Here is a 17,732-nt window from a genome sequence, read left to right as displayed (position 1 = left end):
CGTTGGCCCTAAGCCGTTCGCCTTTCAGATGGCCCAATATTATAGCGTTTTAGGAATTCGTTCATTTATAGGCGGCATTCGGGGACGGACCGTGGACGGCGGCGCGGGGCTCGCGGAAAATCCGGCGTCGTTCGGCGCGACAATCGACCGCAGCGACGCTTATCCGAAATATCGGGCGAGTTGGGCGGCGCGTGCTTCGAGTTCGGGAAGCGGCATCGCGTGCGTTTCGGCGGCGGCTTGGCGATTGCGCTGCGCGGCGGCGATCGCGTCCTGGCGCGAAGTGGCGTCGTGATGCAGATGGAACAACGCCGCCCGCGATTCGGGAATGGAATGCCAGCGCACGCCGAGGCGCGTCGCGCGCGTGAGCAGATCGTCGTCTTCGCCGCCCCAGCCGGTGAAGCGCGGATCGTAACCGCCCACGCGCATGTATTCGGACCGCTTCATCAGCACGATTGCGCCCGGCGTATTTTCGTAGAGCACTTCCATTCCATCCGGTAAATCGGATTCGAGGTGCTTCTCCAGTGCCGCGTAGTTTCCGGACCGGATGAAGTTGCTCCGATAATCGCCCGTGATATTGATGACGCGAAGGAACGGGCATAACGCATCGCTCGCTGTTCCGTCTCTCAGCGACTTGAGGCTGATGAGCATGTATTCCGGATTGGCGATCATATCCGCGTCGTGAAAGCAAATGATATTGCCGGTGCATAAACGCGCGCCGAGATTACAGAGTTTCGCTTTGGGAAAAGGCCCGTCGTCGCGAATGAATACGTGACGGATTTTATCGTCGCCCAAACCGGACCAGTGAAAGGTCGGCGTCGCGTCCGCTTCCATCAGATACAGCACGTAATCGCAGTAAGTGAGGTCGAGATGGCGCAGGACGCCGCGCAGATTCTCGCGCCGCTCTTGCGTAGCGCCGCGATAAGTCATAATCAGTTCGAGACCGCCGAGAGAGATCAGATTGTTGCCGCTCATGATGCTTTGTAAAACCTTTCGCGGACAAATGCCTCGGCTTTCAGCGCGACAACATTTGACCGAAAGAATCGCTAGCCCGCGAATCAACGTTATTCGATTGACTTCTCGGCGCGAAATGTATTTCGGAGTTTAGCACTCGCGCGACGTTTCATTTTTAGGCATATTCGCAGAAACAAATCGCGAAACTGAACCGATATGCCGCCTTCCGGGCGCTTGCCTTCGCCAACCCGGCCCCCTAAACTCGTTCGCTTACGTCCGGCGCCGCGCGCCGTTTTACTTCTTCAGAGCAGTGGAGCAGCGTCCCGATGAACTGGGTCGGCTTGATTTTTCTTGGCGCGGTCATCGGCGCGGCAGGCTGGTGGCTGCATCCGCTGCGGCGGGCAGGGCGCGTCGGTCGGGGCGCGGCGGGGCGCGTGTGGGCCGCAATCGTCGCGGGCATCATCGCCACCGTGGTTGCGCGCATGTTCGGCAATGTCGTCGATGTCTATCACGACGGCGAGACGCTCGAATGGTTCGCCTGCACGCTGTTCGCGCTCATCGCCGTGACGGCGACCGTCGGACTGGCCGCGCGCCGCTGAGGTTTTCGTATCTTTATTCGCCACTTTCGGCAGGTGATTCATGAACGACCGCATCGCACAATCCGCTGTTCCCGATCCCTCGACATTCGCCGCGCGCGTGGACACGCTGCGCAGCAGGATGGCAGCGGAGCGCATCGACGCCGTTCTCGTTCCGTCGGCCGATCCGCACCTTTCCGAATATTTGCCCGAGCGTTGGCAGGGCCGCCAATGGCTGTCGGGCTTCACGGGCTCGGTGGGAACGCTCGTCGTGACGAAAGACTTTGCGGGCGTCTGGGTCGATAGCCGCTACTGGACGCAGGCGGAAGCACAACTGGCCGGCACCGGCATCGCGCTGATGAAGATGATGGGCGGGCAGCAGACCGCGCCGCACGTCGAATGGCTCGCGGAGAACGTGCCGTCGGGCGGCGTCGTCGCGGTGGATGGCGCGGTGCTCGGCGTGGCGGCGGCGCGCGCGCTGGCCGATGCGCTGACGGCGCGCGGCATTGTGTTGCGCACCGACGTGGACGTGCTCGATTCCGTCTGGCCCGAGCGTCCCGGCCTGCCGGATGCGCCCGTCTACGAACACGCCGCGCCGCACGCGAGCGTCGGCCGCGCCGAGAAACTGGCGCACGTCCGCGAAGCCATGCGGGCGAAGGGCGCGCAGTGGCATTTCGTCTCGACGCTCGACGACCTCGCGTGGCTCTTCAACCTGCGCGGCGCGGATGTCAGCTACAACCCGGTGTTCGTCGCGCACGCGCTCGTCGGTCTGGACGACGCCACGCTCTTCGTCGCCGACGGCAAGGTGCCCGACGCGCTGAAAGCCACGCTCGCCCGCGACAACGTGCGCGTCGCCCCGTACGCGGACGCAATGCAGGCGCTCGCTTCGCTGCCGGCCGGCTCGACGCTGCTCGTCGATCCGCGCCGCATCACGCACGGCTTGCTGGAGAAAGTGCCGTCGGCGGTGAAGATCGTCGAAGCGGTGAATCCGTCGACGTTCGCGAAATCCCGCAAGACGGCGGCGGAGGCCGAGCACATTCGCGCGACGATGGAGCAGGACGGCGCGGCGCTCGCCGAATTCTTCGCATGGTTCGAAGACGCGTTGGGGCACGAGCGCATCACGGAACTGACCATCGACGAGAAGCTCACGGCGGCGCGCGCACGGCGGCCCGGCTTCGTCACGCTGAGCTTCGGCACGATCGCGGGCTTCAACGCGAACGGCGCGATGCCGCACTACCGCGCGACGGAGGCGTCGCATTCGGTGATTGAAGGCAACGGACTGCTGCTGATCGATTCCGGCGGTCAATATGTAAGCGGCACCACGGACATCACGCGCGTCGTGCCCGTGGGCGACATCACGCCCGAGCACAAGCGCGACTTCACGACGGTGCTCAAAGGCACGATTGCGCTTTCGCGCGCGCGTTTTCCGCGCGGCATTCGCTCGCCGATGCTCGATTCCATCGCCCGCGCGCCGATCTGGGAAGCGGGCGCGGACTACGGCCACGGCACGGGCCACGGCGTCGGCTACTTCCTGAACGTGCATGAAGGACCGCAGGTCATCTCGCACTACGCGCCCGCCGAGCCGTGGACGGCCATGGAAGAGGGCATGATCACGTCGATCGAGCCGGGCATCTATCGGCCGGGCAAGTGGGGCATCCGCATCGAAAATCTGGTGCTGAACCAGAGCGCGGGCAAAACCGAGTTCGGCGATTTCCTCTCGTTCGAAACGCTGACGCTGTGCCCGATCGACACGCGCTGCATCGACTTGTCGCTCTTGCGTGAAGACGAGCGCGCGTGGCTCAACGCATATCACGAGACGGTGCGCCGGCGCGTGTCGCCGCATGTCGAGGGCGCGGCGAAGGCGTGGCTGGAGAAGCGGACGCAGGCGGTTTGAGACCAGAACAGGAGCAGCGCGAGATGACCATCAAAGCAGTCGTGTTCGATTTCGGCGGCGTGCTGATCGACTGGAACCGGGAATATCTGTACAAGCAGCTGATTCCGGACGAAGCCGAGCGCCGCTGGTTCCTGGACAACGTCTGCAAGATGGACTGGGTCGTGCAGCAGGACGGCGGGCAAAGCGTGGAAGAGGGCACGGCGGAACTGGTCGCGCTGTACCCGGAACACGAGCCGCTGATCCGCGCGTTCTATGCGCGCTGGCACGAAATGGTGGCGGGCGTGCTGGAAGAAGGCGTGGCGCTCGTCGACCGGCTGGATGCCGCCGGCATTCCGCTTTTCGGACTGACGAACTGGTCGGCAGAGACGTTCCCGTACGCGTGGGAACGATTTGACGTGCTGCGGCGCTTCAAGGAGATCGTGGTGTCGGGGCGCGTCGGGCTGGTGAAGCCGAATCCGCAGATTTTCGCGCTGATGCGCGCGGAAATCGAAAAGCATCTGCCGGGCATTCAGCCGCACGAACTCGTTTTCATCGACGACAACGCGGCCAACGCGCAAGCCGCGACGGATCTCGGCTGGCACGGCGTGCATCACACCGGCGCGCAGGAAACGGAAGCGAAGCTGCGCGCGCTGGGCGTTCCCGTCTGAGCCACGCCGAGCGAAGCAAACGGCGGCGCGCTATTGCCCCAGCAGGTTCTTCAGCGCGTTGCCGATTCCCTTCACCGTTTCGCCCGCGCCTTTCGCCACGCCTTCCGCGCTCACACCGAGCGCCTTCGCGAAGCCGGCCGCGAGCTTCTTCGACAGACTCTCCGAGAGCGAGAACTTCGGATCGCGCAAGTCGCCTTCGAGCACGAAGTCCAGCTTGATTTCCTCCTTGCGGTCTTTCAGCGCGGCAATCGCGGCTTTGGTCGGAATGGACAGAAAAGTGTCGAGCGGACTGTCGCCGTCGCTGATCTGCAAGTGGTTCAGCGTGAGCGTTCCCGGCGCGTGGATGCGGTAATCGCGGACGTTCGCGTCGATGGTCATGTCGATGGTCCCGCCCGTCACCGCGGCCTTCGCGCCGGCTTTCTTCAGCAGATACGGATCGAGCGTGGAAACATCGACGCTGCGCAGCATCGCGTGCGTTTGTGAATCCTTATTCGCGATGACCATCCAGCCGCCCCACGACACGGCGCCCGTGTGCGACGGACCTTTGATCGAGCCGTTCATCGACAGCGCGGTGCGGTCGGTCAGCGCGGGCAGATGCAAATGGTCGATGGTCGCGCGCGCGTCGCTGATCAGCACGCGATACGGCGGCTGCCGCACGGAAGCATCGAAGAACTCCATCGCGCCGCGCTCGAACGACACGCGGTCGATCAACTTCTCTTCCTCCGCGCGTTGGGCGGCTTTGTCGCCGGGCTTCGCGTCGGCTTCGCGCGCCGTTTCCTTCAGACCGGGCAGCACGCGTATGCGGCCATCGGCGGAACGGGCGATCGAAAGGTAATAGTTGTCGACGCTCACATCGCGCAAGTGAACGCGGTTCGACAGCGCCGCGCGCATGTCCACGTCGAGCACGATGCGCTCGGCGCGCAACGCATCGCTGGTCGGCCAGTCCTGCGGGCCGCGCAGCCGCACGCGCGAGAGGGTGATGTGTCCGAAGCCGACATCGATTTCATCGACGGAACCGTTCGGCCCGAGCGTCTCGCGGATGCGCTCCTTCATCTGATGCGCGACGAAGAACCAGCCGCCGACCGCCACGACGACCAGCGCCGCGACGATTCCCACTGCCCACCGCGCTCCCCGCTGCGCGCGCCGTCCCGCCATCTGATGCGTCTCCATTTTTGGGCGTTATCGTGCCGCCAAAAACAGAAATGGCGACGGTCGCTAGACGGTCGCCATTTTCGGAGCCGATGTCGGTGCGCGCGCCCGCATTGGGCGCGCATAGCCGTTCATCGCATGATTAACGCGTGATCGGCTTGTACCGCAGACGCTTCGGCTTCGCGGCCTCTTCGCCCAGACGCTTGCGCTTGTCGGCCTCGTATTCCTGATAGTTGCCGTCGAAGAATTCGACGTGCGATTCGCCTTCGAACGCGAGGATGTGCGTCGCGATGCGGTCGAGGAACCAGCGGTCGTGCGAGATCACCATCACCGAGCCGGCGAATTCGAGCAGCGCGTCTTCAAGCGCGCGCAGCGTTTCGACGTCGAGGTCGTTCGACGGCTCGTCGAGCAGCAGCACGTTGCCGCCCGCGATCAGCGTCTTGGCGAGATGCAGCCGCCCGCGCTCGCCGCCCGACAAGTTGCCGACGAGCTTCTGCTGGTCGCTGCCCTTGAAGTTGAACCGGCCGATATACGCACGCGACGGCGTTTCGTACTTGCCGACCGTCAGCACATCCGCGCCGCCGGAGATTTCCTCGAAGACGGTCTTGTCCGCGGCGAGCGCGTCGCGGCTCTGATCGACATAGGCCAGCTTGACGGTCGGCCCCATGATGATCTCGCCCGAATCCGGCTGCTCGCGGCCGGTCAACATGCGGAACAGCGTCGATTTACCCGCGCCGTTCGGCCCGATGATCCCGACGATCGCGCCCGCCGGAATCTTCATGCTCAGGTTGTCGATGAGCAGACGATCGCCGTACGCCTTGGTGACGTTCTTGAACTCGATGACTTCGTTGCCGAGCCGATCACCGACCGGAATGAAGATTTCCTGCGTCTCGTTGCGCTTCTGGTATTCCTGGCTATTAAGTTCCTCGAAACGCGCGATACGCGCTTTCGACTTCGCCTGACGTCCCTTCGGATTCTGGCGCACCCATTCCAGTTCTTTCTTGATGGCCTTCTGGCGCGCGGATTCGCTCGCTTCTTCCTGCTTGAGGCGATCTTCCTTCTGGTCGAGCCAGCTCGAATAGTTGCCTTTCCACGGAATGCCGTGGCCGCGGTCGAGTTCGAGAATCCATTCGGCGGCATTGTCGAGGAAGTAGCGATCGTGCGTGACGGCGACGACGGTGCCCGGATAGCGCGTCAGGAACTGTTCGAGCCATTCGACGGATTCCGCGTCGAGGTGGTTGGTGGGCTCGTCGAGCAGCAGCATGTCGGGCTTTTGCAGCAGGAGCTTGCACAGCGCGACGCGGCGCTTTTCGCCGCCCGACAGATGTTCGATTTTCGCGTCCCACGCGGGCAGGCGCAGCGCGTCGGCGGCGACTTCGAGCTGCTGCTCGGGGCTGCCGCCGTCGCTCGTCGCGAGAATGGCTTCGTACTTCGCCTGTTCGGCGGCGAGCTTGTCGAAGTCGGCGTCGGGCTCGGCGTACGCGGCGTAGATCTCGTCGAGCTTCTTCTGCGCCTGGAACACATCGCCGAGGCCTTCCTCGACGGCCTGACGCACGGTCTGCTGCGGATCGAGCTGCGGCTCCTGCGGCAGATAGCCGATGTTGAGATTGGGCATCGGCTGCGCTTCGCCTTCGATGTCCTTATCGACGCCCGCCATGATCCGGATGAGCGTGGACTTACCCGAACCGTTCAGCCCGAGCAGACCGATCTTCGCGCCGGGAAAGAACGAGAGGGAGATGTCTTTCAGAATCTGACGCTTCGGCGGCACGATCTTGCCGACGCGGTTCATGGTGAAGACGTATTGGGCCATTTGGATGGGTGCAATGTATGTGTTGATCGAAGTCGGGGCGTGGCGCACGGACAATCGGCGCGTGCGCGATGCTTTCTTGCTCTGTGGCGATCCCGGCGTAAACAGGTTGTGATTGTACTGCGCGGGCGTTCGTCGAGCCGGGGCACTCACGTTCCGCGTGTCGGCGGCGGTTCTCTTGTCTGACGCAATGCAGGATGATATCGGCTCGTCATGACACAGCCCTTGACGGACGCATTTATCGTTCTACTTGACATGCAACACTCCAACGAACCTCTCACGCATGATCTACCGCCTCTACTCACTCTGCGCGTTTTCGAGTCGGTGGCGCGGCATTTAAGCTTTGTTCGCGCCGCCAGCGAACTTGCCGTCTCGCAAAGCGCCGTGAGCCACCAGATCCACAAGTTGGAGGACCACCTCGGCGCGTCGCTTTTCGTGCGCCGGACACGCTCTATCGAATTGACGCCCGATGGCAGCATCTACTACGCGAAGATACGTCGGGCGCTCGAATGGATCGCCGAGGGAACGCGCGAGATGCGCAACAAGCGAGAGTCGCGCGCGCTTCTGCGGGTCAGTTTGCTGTCGTCATTCGCGACGCACTGGCTGGCTCCGCGGCTCGCTGACTTCAGCGCCATGTATCCAGAGATTCATCTTCAACTACTGCCGTCGATCGAGCTGGCAAACGTGGGCGAGGGGGGGCCGGATGTCGCAATCCGCTACGGCGAGGGCGACTGGAAGAACGTCAACGCATCGCTCCTCATGGCGGAGCGCTTGTCACCGGTCTGCAGCCCGGCTTTTCTCGCGGCGCACGGGCCGTTTCCAGATGCGTCGGCCATGCGGAAGGGACCGCTGCTTATGTCCTACGCACAACGTCACTTCGAATGGGACGCATGGGGCGTCCGCTTTGGATGTGATCTGTCACAGGTTCCGAGAATTATGCTGCACGATTACAACATCGTGCTTGAAGCTGCTGCTTCTGGCCACGGAATTGCGATGGGCCGGCACCGCTTGATCGAGAGGCGGCTCACGGCGCGGACGCTCGTCGAGGCGGTTCCAGGTTCAGTCTACGAAGGAAGCATCGGCTATTGGCTGGTCACGGCCGAACGTTCGGCGGATGGCCCGATCGAGCGGTTCGTCGACTGGATAAGGCACGCCGCTGCGGCAGCCGTGCAACGTCGTGACGGATGAGTGATTTCGATAGGTAGGCTGCAAACGTTCGATTGGTCAACGGTGTGGATGTTAGATAGGATGACTACTCGTTTAGGACTGCAATTTCGGACCTGACATGCTCTGGCGAAGGCGATCGGTGTAGAAGCGCGTCGCTCGATTGCAGGTGTCTGACCTATCGGGAGAAGTGTCGAATGTTCAAGTTAACGTTGGTGCCGCAGGACGTGGAAGTTCTGCTACCCGCGAATAGCTCGCTGACAGAACTTGAGTTCGAGCTGCATGGTCAGGACGGCATTCCATTCGGCTGTCGCTCTGGCGCGTGCGGCGCCTGTGTCATAGAGGTGTTGAATGGTCCCGCGGCACTTGGCGAGAAGCACGGCCGCGAGGCGGAGTTCCTCGACCACCTCGGCTATAAGGGCGAGCGATTCCGGCTGGCTTGCCAGTGCCGGCTGATCGGTGACGTCACCATTAGCACGGCGGCGCGTCCATTAGCAGAAAGCATCGAAGTCGATGAATAAAGAATCGGCCAATTCCCACCCTGACGAGACAAGTCCGGCGTTCGATCGGCATTTCGTCAAACGTTCCAAGAGGCAAAAGTAGTGAATCGCGTAAAAAACGTTGGACTTGAGCACAGGACGCCGTTCCTGACCGCGGCAGCATCGATAAACCTTCGCAGCGAAATCGATACGATCATTGATCGCCAGATCGAGCAGTGGTACGAGACCGTGCCGTATGCTGCGCACCTCGAAGGCAAAGCGGTAGATTCGGGGTACTACAAGCGCCATCTCATCGAGACCGCATGGCGAATTCGGCTTCTGCGTGTTTCGGAGTCGAAAGCCCTTGCAGAGATTGCCAAGTGCAGCCCGGAGGCGGCGCAAGTCTGGGCGAACTACGAACGCGAGGAAATGCTCCACGACGAGCTCTTCATACAGGATCTGGCTCGCGCGGGTGTGACACGCGAGCAGTTTCTTGCAACGGAGCCGTATCTGTCCACCAAGCTGCTGACCGGCTTCTTCTCGTACCTACTGGATCACCAAGGACCTCTTGGCGTCGTGGCTTACTCGTACTTGGTCGAATATGTCAATGTGAAGCTCGAGCCGAAGAAGATCGAGGCGCTCAAGCAATCGGTCGGCGAGGCGAATATTGGCGGGCAGGTTTCGCATTCGCATACCGACATCAACGACGATCACCCGGGCGAAGTGTGGCAAGCGATCCGTCATTTGATCCGCTCCGACGCTGACGTGCAAAACCTGAAACGTTACCTCGCCGAGCACCAAGCCATCCTTGCGATGTACTTCAAGGAACTCCACGACGACAAAATCTTGGGCGAACGGCGGCAAGCCGCGTGAAGAGGCGCACGACGATGACGAGAACTGGAGTATTGCTTCTTAGCCACTGCGGCTTTTCCTTCATGGAGGACCTGATCGCTGCGCTCGAAGCGCGCGGCTTGCGCAGCTTCGTCTTGTCGTCGTCGCCTTTGGCGCCTGGCCGGGCGAAGCGGCTACAGGAATTGTCGACGAAAGCGGACGCTCTCTTATGCACCGATTGGGATGCACTGACGGCGGATGACGTCGAAGCCGCCTTGGATGAGTTGCGGAAACGGGGTGAGCGCGTCGTAGCTTGCGTATCGGTATGGGAAGGCTATCGAGGCCTGATGGCGCTCGGCAATGAAAAGCTCGGTGTCGCCGACTTGAGCCCGTCGCAAGTGAACTTCCTGAGAAACAAGCTCGCAGTCCGGAACCAGCTCGCTGCGGCGGGCTTGAGTCATGCCCGCGCTGTAGCACTAACGCGAGACAACGTGGACGTGCTGAAGTGCGAGGCACGTCCTTACTTTATCAAGCCAGTCTGCGGGATCGCATCCTACGGCGCCTTTGCGCTTCGTCCGGACACGACATGGGATTCGATTCAACGCATCGCCCAGGAGGCGCGCATCGACGAAGTGTACCGTTCCGCGTTCGGCGAGGGCCTCGCTTTCATGGCCGAAGACTACATACCTGGACGGGAGTACAGCTTCGAACTGCTCTTGACGAGGGGGCATGTTCACGTGTTGGCCATTCACGAGAAGTGCGCAGTCACCGAGACGGCGGGAACTGTACTCGAGGACGCATGCGCGAGTCCGCCAATATCCATCGACGCTGCGGTGTGTGCTGAAGGAATCGAATGGATCGACCGGACTTTCCGGCAACTCGGCCTGAAGTGGGGATGCTTTCACGTCGAGGCGCGGCACGACGGCACGCGCTGGGATCTGATCGAAATCAATCCGCGCGTCGGCGGCTGTCTCATCTCGCCCAGCGTAAAGGCGCTGAACGGCGAGGACGGCATACTGGAGTTGTGGCTCGACTTGTTGCTCGCGTCGAGCGCAGGAAGCGAGAGTGCGCTCGACGCCTTCGAGGCCCGCCTCGCGTCCCTCTCATTCACTGCGGACGGCGCGCCCCCCTACGAGCACGCGACATTTTTCCGGGCCTATTTCGGGCGTAGGGGCAAGCTCGACTACGTCGGTGTGCGTGACGTGGACCCGGCGCCCATCTTGAGTCAATTATTTGTCACTGCGGGAACCGAAATCACGCAGGCGTCCCGAGAAGTGTTCATCGGGCAATTGTTGTGGCGCGTCGCTCGTCAGGAACTTGAAGCGTCGTTGCCGAAGCTGATGCGGATCTCCGAACAGGCCGTCGAAGTCCGCTATACCGAGCCGAACGCGGTACGTGCCGCCTGAGAACGCAAGCTAACGAGAGACCGCCATGACTACAAACAAATCAGTGTTCCTAATAATCGACTACAACCTAGCTCGTGTCGCCGAAGTCGCGCATATGTCCGACTATGCGCGCCGCCGCTATCACGTCGAGACGCTTTTGATTCGCGCGAATCCGGGCGAGCACGACAAACGCCTCTGCGACCATGTGATCGCGCTAGATCCACGTTCCCCCGGTTTTGTCGATGCTGCTTTCGAGGCGCTTTCGCCGTGGCGCCATGCTCTGCGCGGTGCGATCGTATTCTCGGACAATGCAGTATTCAACGGCGCTGCACTGCTGAAACGTCTCGGATTGCCCGCCGACTCCGCCGAACTCGCGCTCGGCGCATTCAGCAAGCTGGAATACCGACGCACGGAGGCTCGCTTTCGCGACATATTGGCAGCGCAGCGCATCATGACTCCCGGCTGCCAGGCCGTGGCGACCCTCGAGGACTTGAAGCGCTTCGCCGCTGCTCATCCGGAGGGCTTCGTCATGAAACCATCCTGCGAGGGCAACAATCGCGGCGTCGTGATGCTCCGGTCGGGCGACGACCTGACGAGCGCGCTCAACGAGGTGATGCCCTATCTCGAAAGCGGCGTCATTTGCGAACAACTCATTCCCTATCACCGGGAATTCTCATACGACGGCGTAGGGAGGCTGTCGTTCGTCACTGAAAAAGTCAGCGCGTCAGGTCGTTATCCAGTCGAAGTGGCGCAGGTAGTGCCGGCGCGCCTCGGTCAGCACGAAAGTGAGACGCTGCGTCGCGCCGGAGAAGCGGCGAATTGGCTCGTGGGCCAGCGCGACGGGCCCTTCCATAACGAGATCAAGCTGAGCGACGACGGCCGGTCCGCTGCCGTGGTTGAGCCAAACCGCCGCCCCGCCGGCATGAAGATCTGGACGCTCGCGGAGACTGTGTTTCACGTCGATTTTTATCAGTTGTGGATCGATTCAGTGCTCGGCGCTGGCTTCGAAGCATCGGTGCTCGCACCGACGTGTCAAGCAGCGAGCGTGATGCTAGGCGTGGGCGCGGATAGCTGGTTCGCACCGGAGGAGGCAATACCCGGCGAGGAGCTGCTGAATCAAGCGCTTGCAGCGACTCGCCAACGGCACGGCCTCGCCGAAAAAGCACTGCGCGTTATCGATTTCAACTGGCTTGGGCAAGAACGCAGGTTCGTGCCGGCAGTGCCCCGCGACAACGGCGATTTCGTCGCGTGCGTCTGTATTTCGCTGCACACAGATGCCGTTGATATTCGTGAAGTGGTGGCGAGCGTGCGCGATTGCTGGACGGAGTCGCTGCGGCGCGTTACATCGGCCGACGACAAACTTGAGTCACTGGAGCAAGTCGGCGTGCAACTGGCATCGTGACCCCGATGGGACGCTCATGAGAATTCTAATCCTGCACCGCATCCCGTATCAAAAGATCGAGTATCACCGCGCCGTTGATCACGACGTGCACGAGGTGACGTATTTCGGCAAGCGTGAGGCGCTCGACACGCTTCCGGCATCGTTGCGCTGCGCCACGTTCGAACGGCCCGGTGTTGCGAGCGCATTCGAAGAAGCGCGCGCGTGGCTGACTCGCGAGCCGAAACGGTTCGACCGGATCATCTCGCTGTCGGAGTACGAACTTCTCGACGCGGCGTGTCTGCGCGAGTGGCTCGGCGTGCCCGGCCCGGCGCTCGAACAGGTGCGACTCGCGCGCGACAAGACGCTGATGAAAACCGCGGTGATAGAGGCGGGACTGAGCGCGCCGCGCTTTCTTCTGCTTCCGGACTTCCTTTCGTCGGAGGGCAAGGCGGCGTGGCAGGGCGAGACGGTGCTGAAGCCGCACAGCGGCGCGTCGAGCGAAGAGGTGGTTGTCTTTCCGAGCGTCGCGGATGCGTACGCGGCCATCAACGCACACCGTTCGGGGGCGCCAGGGCTTGATTCCGGGCACCGCGACGCGGCGCAGTACGAGGTTGAAGAGTTCGTCGAAGGGGCGATACTGCATTTCGACGGACTTGTGCAAGATGGGCATGTCCTCACGATGACTGCAAGTGAGTATGTTGGTGATTGCCTGCGATTCGCCATGGCGAACCGCTAGGGTCATTTCACATTCCATTCGATGACACCGCCCGTGCCTGGGTATCACGCGCACTGAGGGCTACCGGCATCTGCAATGGCAGCTTTCACCTGGAGGCGATCCGACGGCGCGACGAGTTGGTATTTCTCGAGGTCGGCAACCGAGTCGGCGGCGCTGATGTCGTAAGAACGTTTGAATTGGCGACAGGAATACATCTGCCGTCGCAGGAACTGCGCATCTTGCTCGGGGGAGGCGGTGACTTTCGCAGTTGCGAGAAGTCACGCACGAAGTGGCACGGGTGGTTCGTCTACCCGGGGCATCATCTCAGGAATGCGGCCAACTTTGGCGTCGCTGGCGCGGCTGCGTTCAGCCGAAGTCCACACGTCGTTCACTGGCACGAATTGCCCGTCGGTGCGACGTTGCCTCGAAACATCACTTACCAAGCGCACGAGACGCCGCTCGCCGGCGTCATTGCGACTGATTGTGCGAGCCACACCCGCGACTGGATACAAACCTTGTTTGCGTCCGCGTCCCAACAAACGGTGCCGCACCGTGCGTCCGCGGAGGGCAGATGAATCTCTTCTTACTGGCTACGTTCATCTATCGATTCGCCAATGGCCTACTGTTTCTCGCAGTCGCATGGAATCTCGTGAGGTCTGCCAACGGCGGCGCGATGCCACTCGCGGTTTCGGCCATCGGCGGTTTCCTCCCCGCGGTCATCGCCGCGCCGTTCGCGCGCCGTCTGCTTGAGCGCGTGGATGTCGGCAGACTGACACTTTGGGGCATGGTTGCGTTGTCCGTGTGTGCATTGGCATTCACGCTCTTCTTGCATTTTTCGGTCGCGCTGCTAGTCATCAACTTCGCGGTGTTATCCATTTTTTTCGTACTTGAAGGCGCGTGGGATGCACTTCTAGCCACGATCGCGAGCAGTCTGACAGAGAGCGTGAGCGACAGACTCAACGCACGGCAAAGCGCCGCCACGCAGGCCGGCCTCATGCTAGGCGGACTGCCGCTCGGTTGGCTCGTTCGTCTCGGCGGCAGTGCCACACCGTTCATCGCAGCAGCTGTGCTTTACGTGGCGGCGCTGCTCTTGTTCACTTTGCCCGCGCTACGGCGCATCGTATGGAACGAGCCGCGGCTCCTTGCGACCGAAGAGAACGCGGCGGCGATGACGGAGGCGACTGAGCCGGTGCCCTTGACTGATTGGAGAGTGATGACGACGCTCGCGCTGGTGTGGCCATGCCTCACGCTCGTCAACATGGTGGTGCCGCTGGTCGCGAACTCGAAAGGGCATGGAACGGTGGAGCATGCGGCGGTTCTCGACGCTGCCATTGGCCTCGGCATGGCCTGCATTGGTGTGGCTTATGAGCGCGTGGCGCAGCTGCCTACCCAAATGCGGCGGGGCTTCGTTGCGGCGGCTGTGTGCTGCGTCCCCTTGCCATTCGTCGTGCTGTTGGCTGCCCCTTATCTGCTTCCCGTCTTGGCGCTTGCATTCTTCGTCTGTGGTATCGGCTTTGGGCTGCTCCGTGTGAGTCTGCGCAGGCAGCTCATCGCGACGCAACCCGCACATCGGGTCGGGCAGACGGTTGCATCGTGCAATGCATACGGATTTCCGGTGCTCGCGGTCCTCGCGCTTCTGTACGCGCAAACTTGGGAGCGCGGTGCGTTTGTTCCGTTCGTCGCTTTCTCTGCGATGGCTGTCATCGGCGGAATAGCAACGTTCGATCTGCGACGGGCGACTGCTCGACGCGATGTGGCCTAGCCGAGAATCGGCTAGGCCAAATGCGCACGACACCTCCCGGCCTATTCCCACCGCGCGACGCCCCCATGCCGCGAGCACGTCCCGCTGTGATGCTGACTGAAGCTGTAGGTTCCGTCGCGGCATTGAGCGCTCGCGCCTTCGGGAACGGCGCCGGAGCGCGAGCGGGCGGGGGAGTGGATGACGTTGCCGTCGTGGTTGCGGTAGTGGCGGTGTGAGTCGAGGTCGGATTCGTCGGGTTGCTGCGGGCTGTAGCCGTAGTGGTTGTACGCGTGAGCCGGTGCGCATGCGAGCGCGATCATGCAACCGACGACGAACGCGCCGATTCGTGGCTGTCTCTTCATTTTTCTGGTCTCTCGTTGTTGTTCCCGACGGTCTTTGCCGCCGTCCGCACATGAAAAAAGCGGAGTGCCATTTTTCAGGCACTCCGCTTTTCGAATCAAGCCGCTGTGACGACTTTTGACGCTCAGACGTTGAACAAGAAATTCATCACATCCCCGTCCTGCACGACGTATTCCTTCCCTTCCGCCCGCATCTTCCCGGCTTCCTTCGCGCCTTGCTCGCCCTTGAACGCGACGTAGTCATCGAACGAAATGGTCTGCGCACGGATGAAGCCGCGCTCGAAGTCCGTGTGGATCGCGCCGGCCGCCTGCGGCGCGGTATCGCCGATATGAATCGTCCACGCGCGCACTTCCTTCACGCCCGCCGTGAAGTAGGTCTGCAAGCCGAGCAGCTTGAAACCGGCGCGGATCACACGGTTCAGCCCCGGCTCGTCCATGCCCATGTCGGCCAGAAAATCCTGCTTGTCGGCGTCGTCGAGATCGGCGATCTCGGCTTCGATTGCCGCGCACACCGCGACCACCGGCGCGCCTTCCGCTTCGGCATGCTTACGCACGGCGTCGAGATACGGATTGTTCTCGAAGCCGTCTTCCTTCACGTTCGCGACGTACATCGTCGGCTTCGACGTGATGAGGCAGAACGGCTTGATGAGCGCCTGCTCCTCTTCGGTCAGCGAAAGCGCGCGCACCGGCTTCGCTTGATCGAGCTGCGCGCGCACTTTGTCGAGCACTGCGACGAGCTTCGCCGCTTCCTTGTCGTTGCCCGACTTCGCGGCCTTCGAATAGCGCGTGAGCGCCTTCTCGACCGTGGCGAGGTCGGCGAGCGCGAGTTCCGTGTCGATGACTTCGATGTCCGCCAGCGGATCGACCTTGCCCGCGACGTGAATCACGTTTTCGTCTTCGAAGCAGCGCACGACGTGCGTGATGGCATCCGTTTCGCGAATGTTCGCGAGAAACTGGTTGCCGAGGCCTTCGCCCTTGCTCGCGCCCGCGACGAGACCCGCGATATCGACAAACTCGACGACCGCCGGCAGGATGCGCTCGGGCTTCACGATCTCGGCGAGCGCCTGAAGGCGCGCGTCCGGCACCTCGACGACGCCGACGTTCGGCTCGATGGTGCAGAACGGATAGTTCTCGGCGGCAATCCCCGCCTTGGTCAGTGCATTGAAAAGCGTGGACTTGCCGACGTTAGGCAAGCCGACGATGCCGCATTGGAGGCTCATGGAATCCTTCGAACTGGTGAGACGGCGCTTCGCCGCGCGGGGTTCGTCAAACGATGCGCGCCGGGCGGCGACAAGGGCGTCCGCCAGCGCAGCGGCCGCTCGGGCGGCCGGGCAAACCGGTATTGTACCGCCGGGCCGGGCCGGCGTTTCCCGGGCGTTTCAGTTAAGCGAGCGCCAAAACCCGCGCAACCCTCGCAGCTATAATGCCCGCATGACTTCGCATCCCCTGACCTTTCACGCGGTCGTCGTCGGTGGCGGGCTCGTCGGCAAGACCGCCGCGCTCGCGCTCGCCCGGTCCGGGCGACGCGTCGCGCTGCTCGCGCCGCCCGCGGCCGGTTTGCCGCCGGGCGCCGTCTTCGATTCGCGCATCTACGCGCTGTCGTCCAGTTCGGAGACGCTGCTCGAACGACTGCGCGTGTGGCAGGCGCTCGATCGCTCGCGGCTCGGCCCGGTGTTCGACATGCGCGTGTTCGGCGACACGCACGCGGAACTGCACTTTTCGGCCTTTCAGGCTTCGGTGCCGCAGCTCGCGTGGATCGTCGAATCGACGTTGATCGAACAGGCGCTCGACGCCGCCTTGCGCTTTCAGCCGAGCCTTTCGTGGTTCGAGGCGCGCGCGCAGGGCATGACGATCGACGACGATGCCGCGCACGTCGTGCTGTCGAGCGGCGAAACGCTGCAGACGGATCTGATCGTCGGCGCGGACGGCGCGCATTCGTGGGTGCGCGCGCAGATGGGCGCGAAGATGCATCGGCGCGATTACCGGCAAACGGGCGTCGTCGCGAACTTCAAGGCGGAGCGGCCGCACGGCGAAACTGCATACCAATGGTTTCGCGATACCGAAATCATCGCGCTGTTGCCGCTTCCGGGCGATCACGTGTCGCTCGTCTGGTCGGCGCGCACGGAGCACGCGGACGAACTGCTCGCGCTCGAACCGGCGCAACTGGCGGCGCAAGTCGAGCAGGCCACGCAAAACACGCTCGGCGCGCTCGAATGCGTGACGCCCGCGCAGGGCTTCCCGCTCGGGCTGCAGACGGTGGACCGGCTGATCGCGCCGCGCGTGGCGCTCGTCGGCGATGCCGCGCATCTCATTCATCCGCTGTGCGGGCAGGGCATGAATCTCGGCCTGCGCGATGTCGCGACGCTCGCCGACGTCATCGCGAACAAGGAAGGCTTCCGCGATCTCGGCGATCCGATTCTGCTGCGCCGCTACGAGCGCGCGCGCCGCGAAGACATCCAGAAGCTGACGATCGTGACGGACGGCATGCAGCGCCTCTTTTCGGCGCCGGGCACGTTCGCGCAGGCGATTCGCAATACCGGCATGGCGCTCGTCGGCGCCCAGCCGCTCGCCAAACGCTGGCTCGTCTCGGCGGCGCTCGGGTGACGCGTCAAGTTCCACGGTCCAACTCACAACACCAAGGCGGGCGCGGTCGT

Annotated in this window: 16 protein-coding genes; 11 read left to right on the top strand and 5 right to left on the bottom strand. The window is 62.6% G+C overall.

Going from position 1 to position 17,732, the window contains the following annotated elements; translation table 11 throughout:
* Nucleotides 1–159: 159 nt before the first annotated feature.
* Nucleotides 160–972 carry a galactosyltransferase-related protein gene (locus NCR35_RS13590; RefSeq protein ID WP_250534755.1) on the bottom strand — a complete coding sequence of 271 codons (813 nt, stop codon included), beginning with the start codon at nt 970–972 and terminating at the stop codon, nt 160–162.
* A gap of 305 nt (nt 973–1,277) precedes the next feature.
* Between NCR35_RS13590 and NCR35_RS13585 the strand changes: the two genes are divergently transcribed.
* Genes NCR35_RS13585 through NCR35_RS13575 form a run of 3 tightly spaced genes read left to right on the top strand, consistent with a single transcriptional unit; the run spans nt 1,278 to nt 4,067 of the window.
* A complete protein-coding gene (locus tag NCR35_RS13585) occupies nt 1,278–1,550 on the top strand; it encodes a hypothetical protein (protein ID WP_250534754.1) in 273 nt (90 codons plus the stop codon).
* 40 nt (nt 1,551–1,590) lie between these two features.
* Nucleotides 1,591–3,420, top strand: a complete 1,830-nt coding sequence (locus tag NCR35_RS13580; protein ID WP_250534753.1) for an aminopeptidase P family protein — start codon at nt 1,591–1,593, stop codon at nt 3,418–3,420.
* A gap of 23 nt (nt 3,421–3,443) precedes the next feature.
* Complete coding sequence (locus NCR35_RS13575) at nt 3,444–4,067, top strand: HAD family hydrolase (RefSeq protein ID WP_250534752.1); 624 nt, start codon at nt 3,444–3,446, stop codon at nt 4,065–4,067.
* A gap of 30 nt (nt 4,068–4,097) precedes the next feature.
* Here the strand turns inward: NCR35_RS13575 and NCR35_RS13570 are convergent, their stop codons facing one another.
* Complete coding sequence (locus NCR35_RS13570; RefSeq protein ID WP_250534773.1) at nt 4,098–5,222, bottom strand: DUF748 domain-containing protein; 1,125 nt, start codon at nt 5,220–5,222, stop codon at nt 4,098–4,100.
* 136 nt (nt 5,223–5,358) lie between these two features.
* Nucleotides 5,359–7,026, bottom strand: a complete 1,668-nt coding sequence (gene ettA, locus NCR35_RS13565) for an energy-dependent translational throttle protein EttA (protein WP_250534751.1) — start codon at nt 7,024–7,026, stop codon at nt 5,359–5,361.
* 222 nt (nt 7,027–7,248) lie between these two features.
* Here ettA and NCR35_RS13560 point away from each other — a divergent pair, with 222 nt between their 5' ends.
* From NCR35_RS13560 to NCR35_RS13530, 7 genes are all read left to right on the top strand, one after another.
* A complete protein-coding gene (locus NCR35_RS13560) occupies nt 7,249–8,211 on the top strand; it encodes a LysR substrate-binding domain-containing protein (RefSeq protein ID WP_250534750.1) in 963 nt (320 codons plus the stop codon).
* A gap of 173 nt (nt 8,212–8,384) precedes the next feature.
* On the top strand, nt 8,385–8,708 hold the full coding sequence (locus NCR35_RS13555; protein WP_250534749.1) for a 2Fe-2S iron-sulfur cluster-binding protein: 324 nt from the start codon (nt 8,385–8,387) through the stop codon (nt 8,706–8,708).
* An 81-nt stretch (nt 8,709–8,789) separates the two neighbouring features.
* Complete coding sequence (locus NCR35_RS13550; RefSeq protein WP_250534748.1) at nt 8,790–9,539, top strand: iron-containing redox enzyme family protein; 750 nt, start codon at nt 8,790–8,792, stop codon at nt 9,537–9,539.
* Between the two features lie 62 nt (nt 9,540–9,601).
* On the top strand, nt 9,602–10,903 hold the full coding sequence (locus NCR35_RS13545) for an ATP-grasp domain-containing protein (RefSeq protein ID WP_250534747.1): 1,302 nt from the start codon (nt 9,602–9,604) through the stop codon (nt 10,901–10,903).
* A gap of 25 nt (nt 10,904–10,928) precedes the next feature.
* Complete coding sequence (locus NCR35_RS13540) at nt 10,929–12,284, top strand: ATP-grasp domain-containing protein (RefSeq protein ID WP_250534746.1); 1,356 nt, start codon at nt 10,929–10,931, stop codon at nt 12,282–12,284.
* 16 nt (nt 12,285–12,300) lie between these two features.
* Nucleotides 12,301–12,999, top strand: a complete 699-nt coding sequence (locus tag NCR35_RS13535; protein ID WP_250534745.1) for an ATP-grasp domain-containing protein — start codon at nt 12,301–12,303, stop codon at nt 12,997–12,999.
* Nucleotides 13,000–13,549: 550 nt separating this feature from the next.
* Complete coding sequence (locus tag NCR35_RS13530) at nt 13,550–14,740, top strand: MFS transporter (protein ID WP_250534744.1); 1,191 nt, start codon at nt 13,550–13,552, stop codon at nt 14,738–14,740.
* Nucleotides 14,741–14,781: 41 nt separating this feature from the next.
* Here the strand turns inward: NCR35_RS13530 and NCR35_RS13525 are convergent, their stop codons facing one another.
* Together NCR35_RS13525 and ychF are read right to left on the bottom strand one after the other, a co-directional pair.
* Nucleotides 14,782–15,081, bottom strand: a complete 300-nt coding sequence (locus NCR35_RS13525) for a DUF3761 domain-containing protein (protein WP_502801673.1) — start codon at nt 15,079–15,081, stop codon at nt 14,782–14,784.
* A 122-nt stretch (nt 15,082–15,203) separates the two neighbouring features.
* Entirely contained in the window at nt 15,204–16,298 is a 1,095-nt protein-coding gene (ychF, locus tag NCR35_RS13520; RefSeq protein ID WP_250534743.1) for a redox-regulated ATPase YchF, read from the bottom strand.
* A 211-nt stretch (nt 16,299–16,509) separates the two neighbouring features.
* Here ychF and NCR35_RS13515 point away from each other — a divergent pair, with 211 nt between their 5' ends.
* Entirely contained in the window at nt 16,510–17,682 is a 1,173-nt protein-coding gene (locus NCR35_RS13515; protein WP_250534742.1) for a UbiH/UbiF family hydroxylase, read from the top strand.
* The last annotated feature ends 50 nt before the right edge of the window (nt 17,683–17,732 follow it).

Source organism: Caballeronia sp. AZ10_KS36 (assembly GCF_023631105.1).
Lineage (GTDB): Bacteria > Pseudomonadota > Gammaproteobacteria > Burkholderiales > Burkholderiaceae > Caballeronia.
This window is presented reverse-complemented; position numbering and strand designations above follow the sequence as displayed.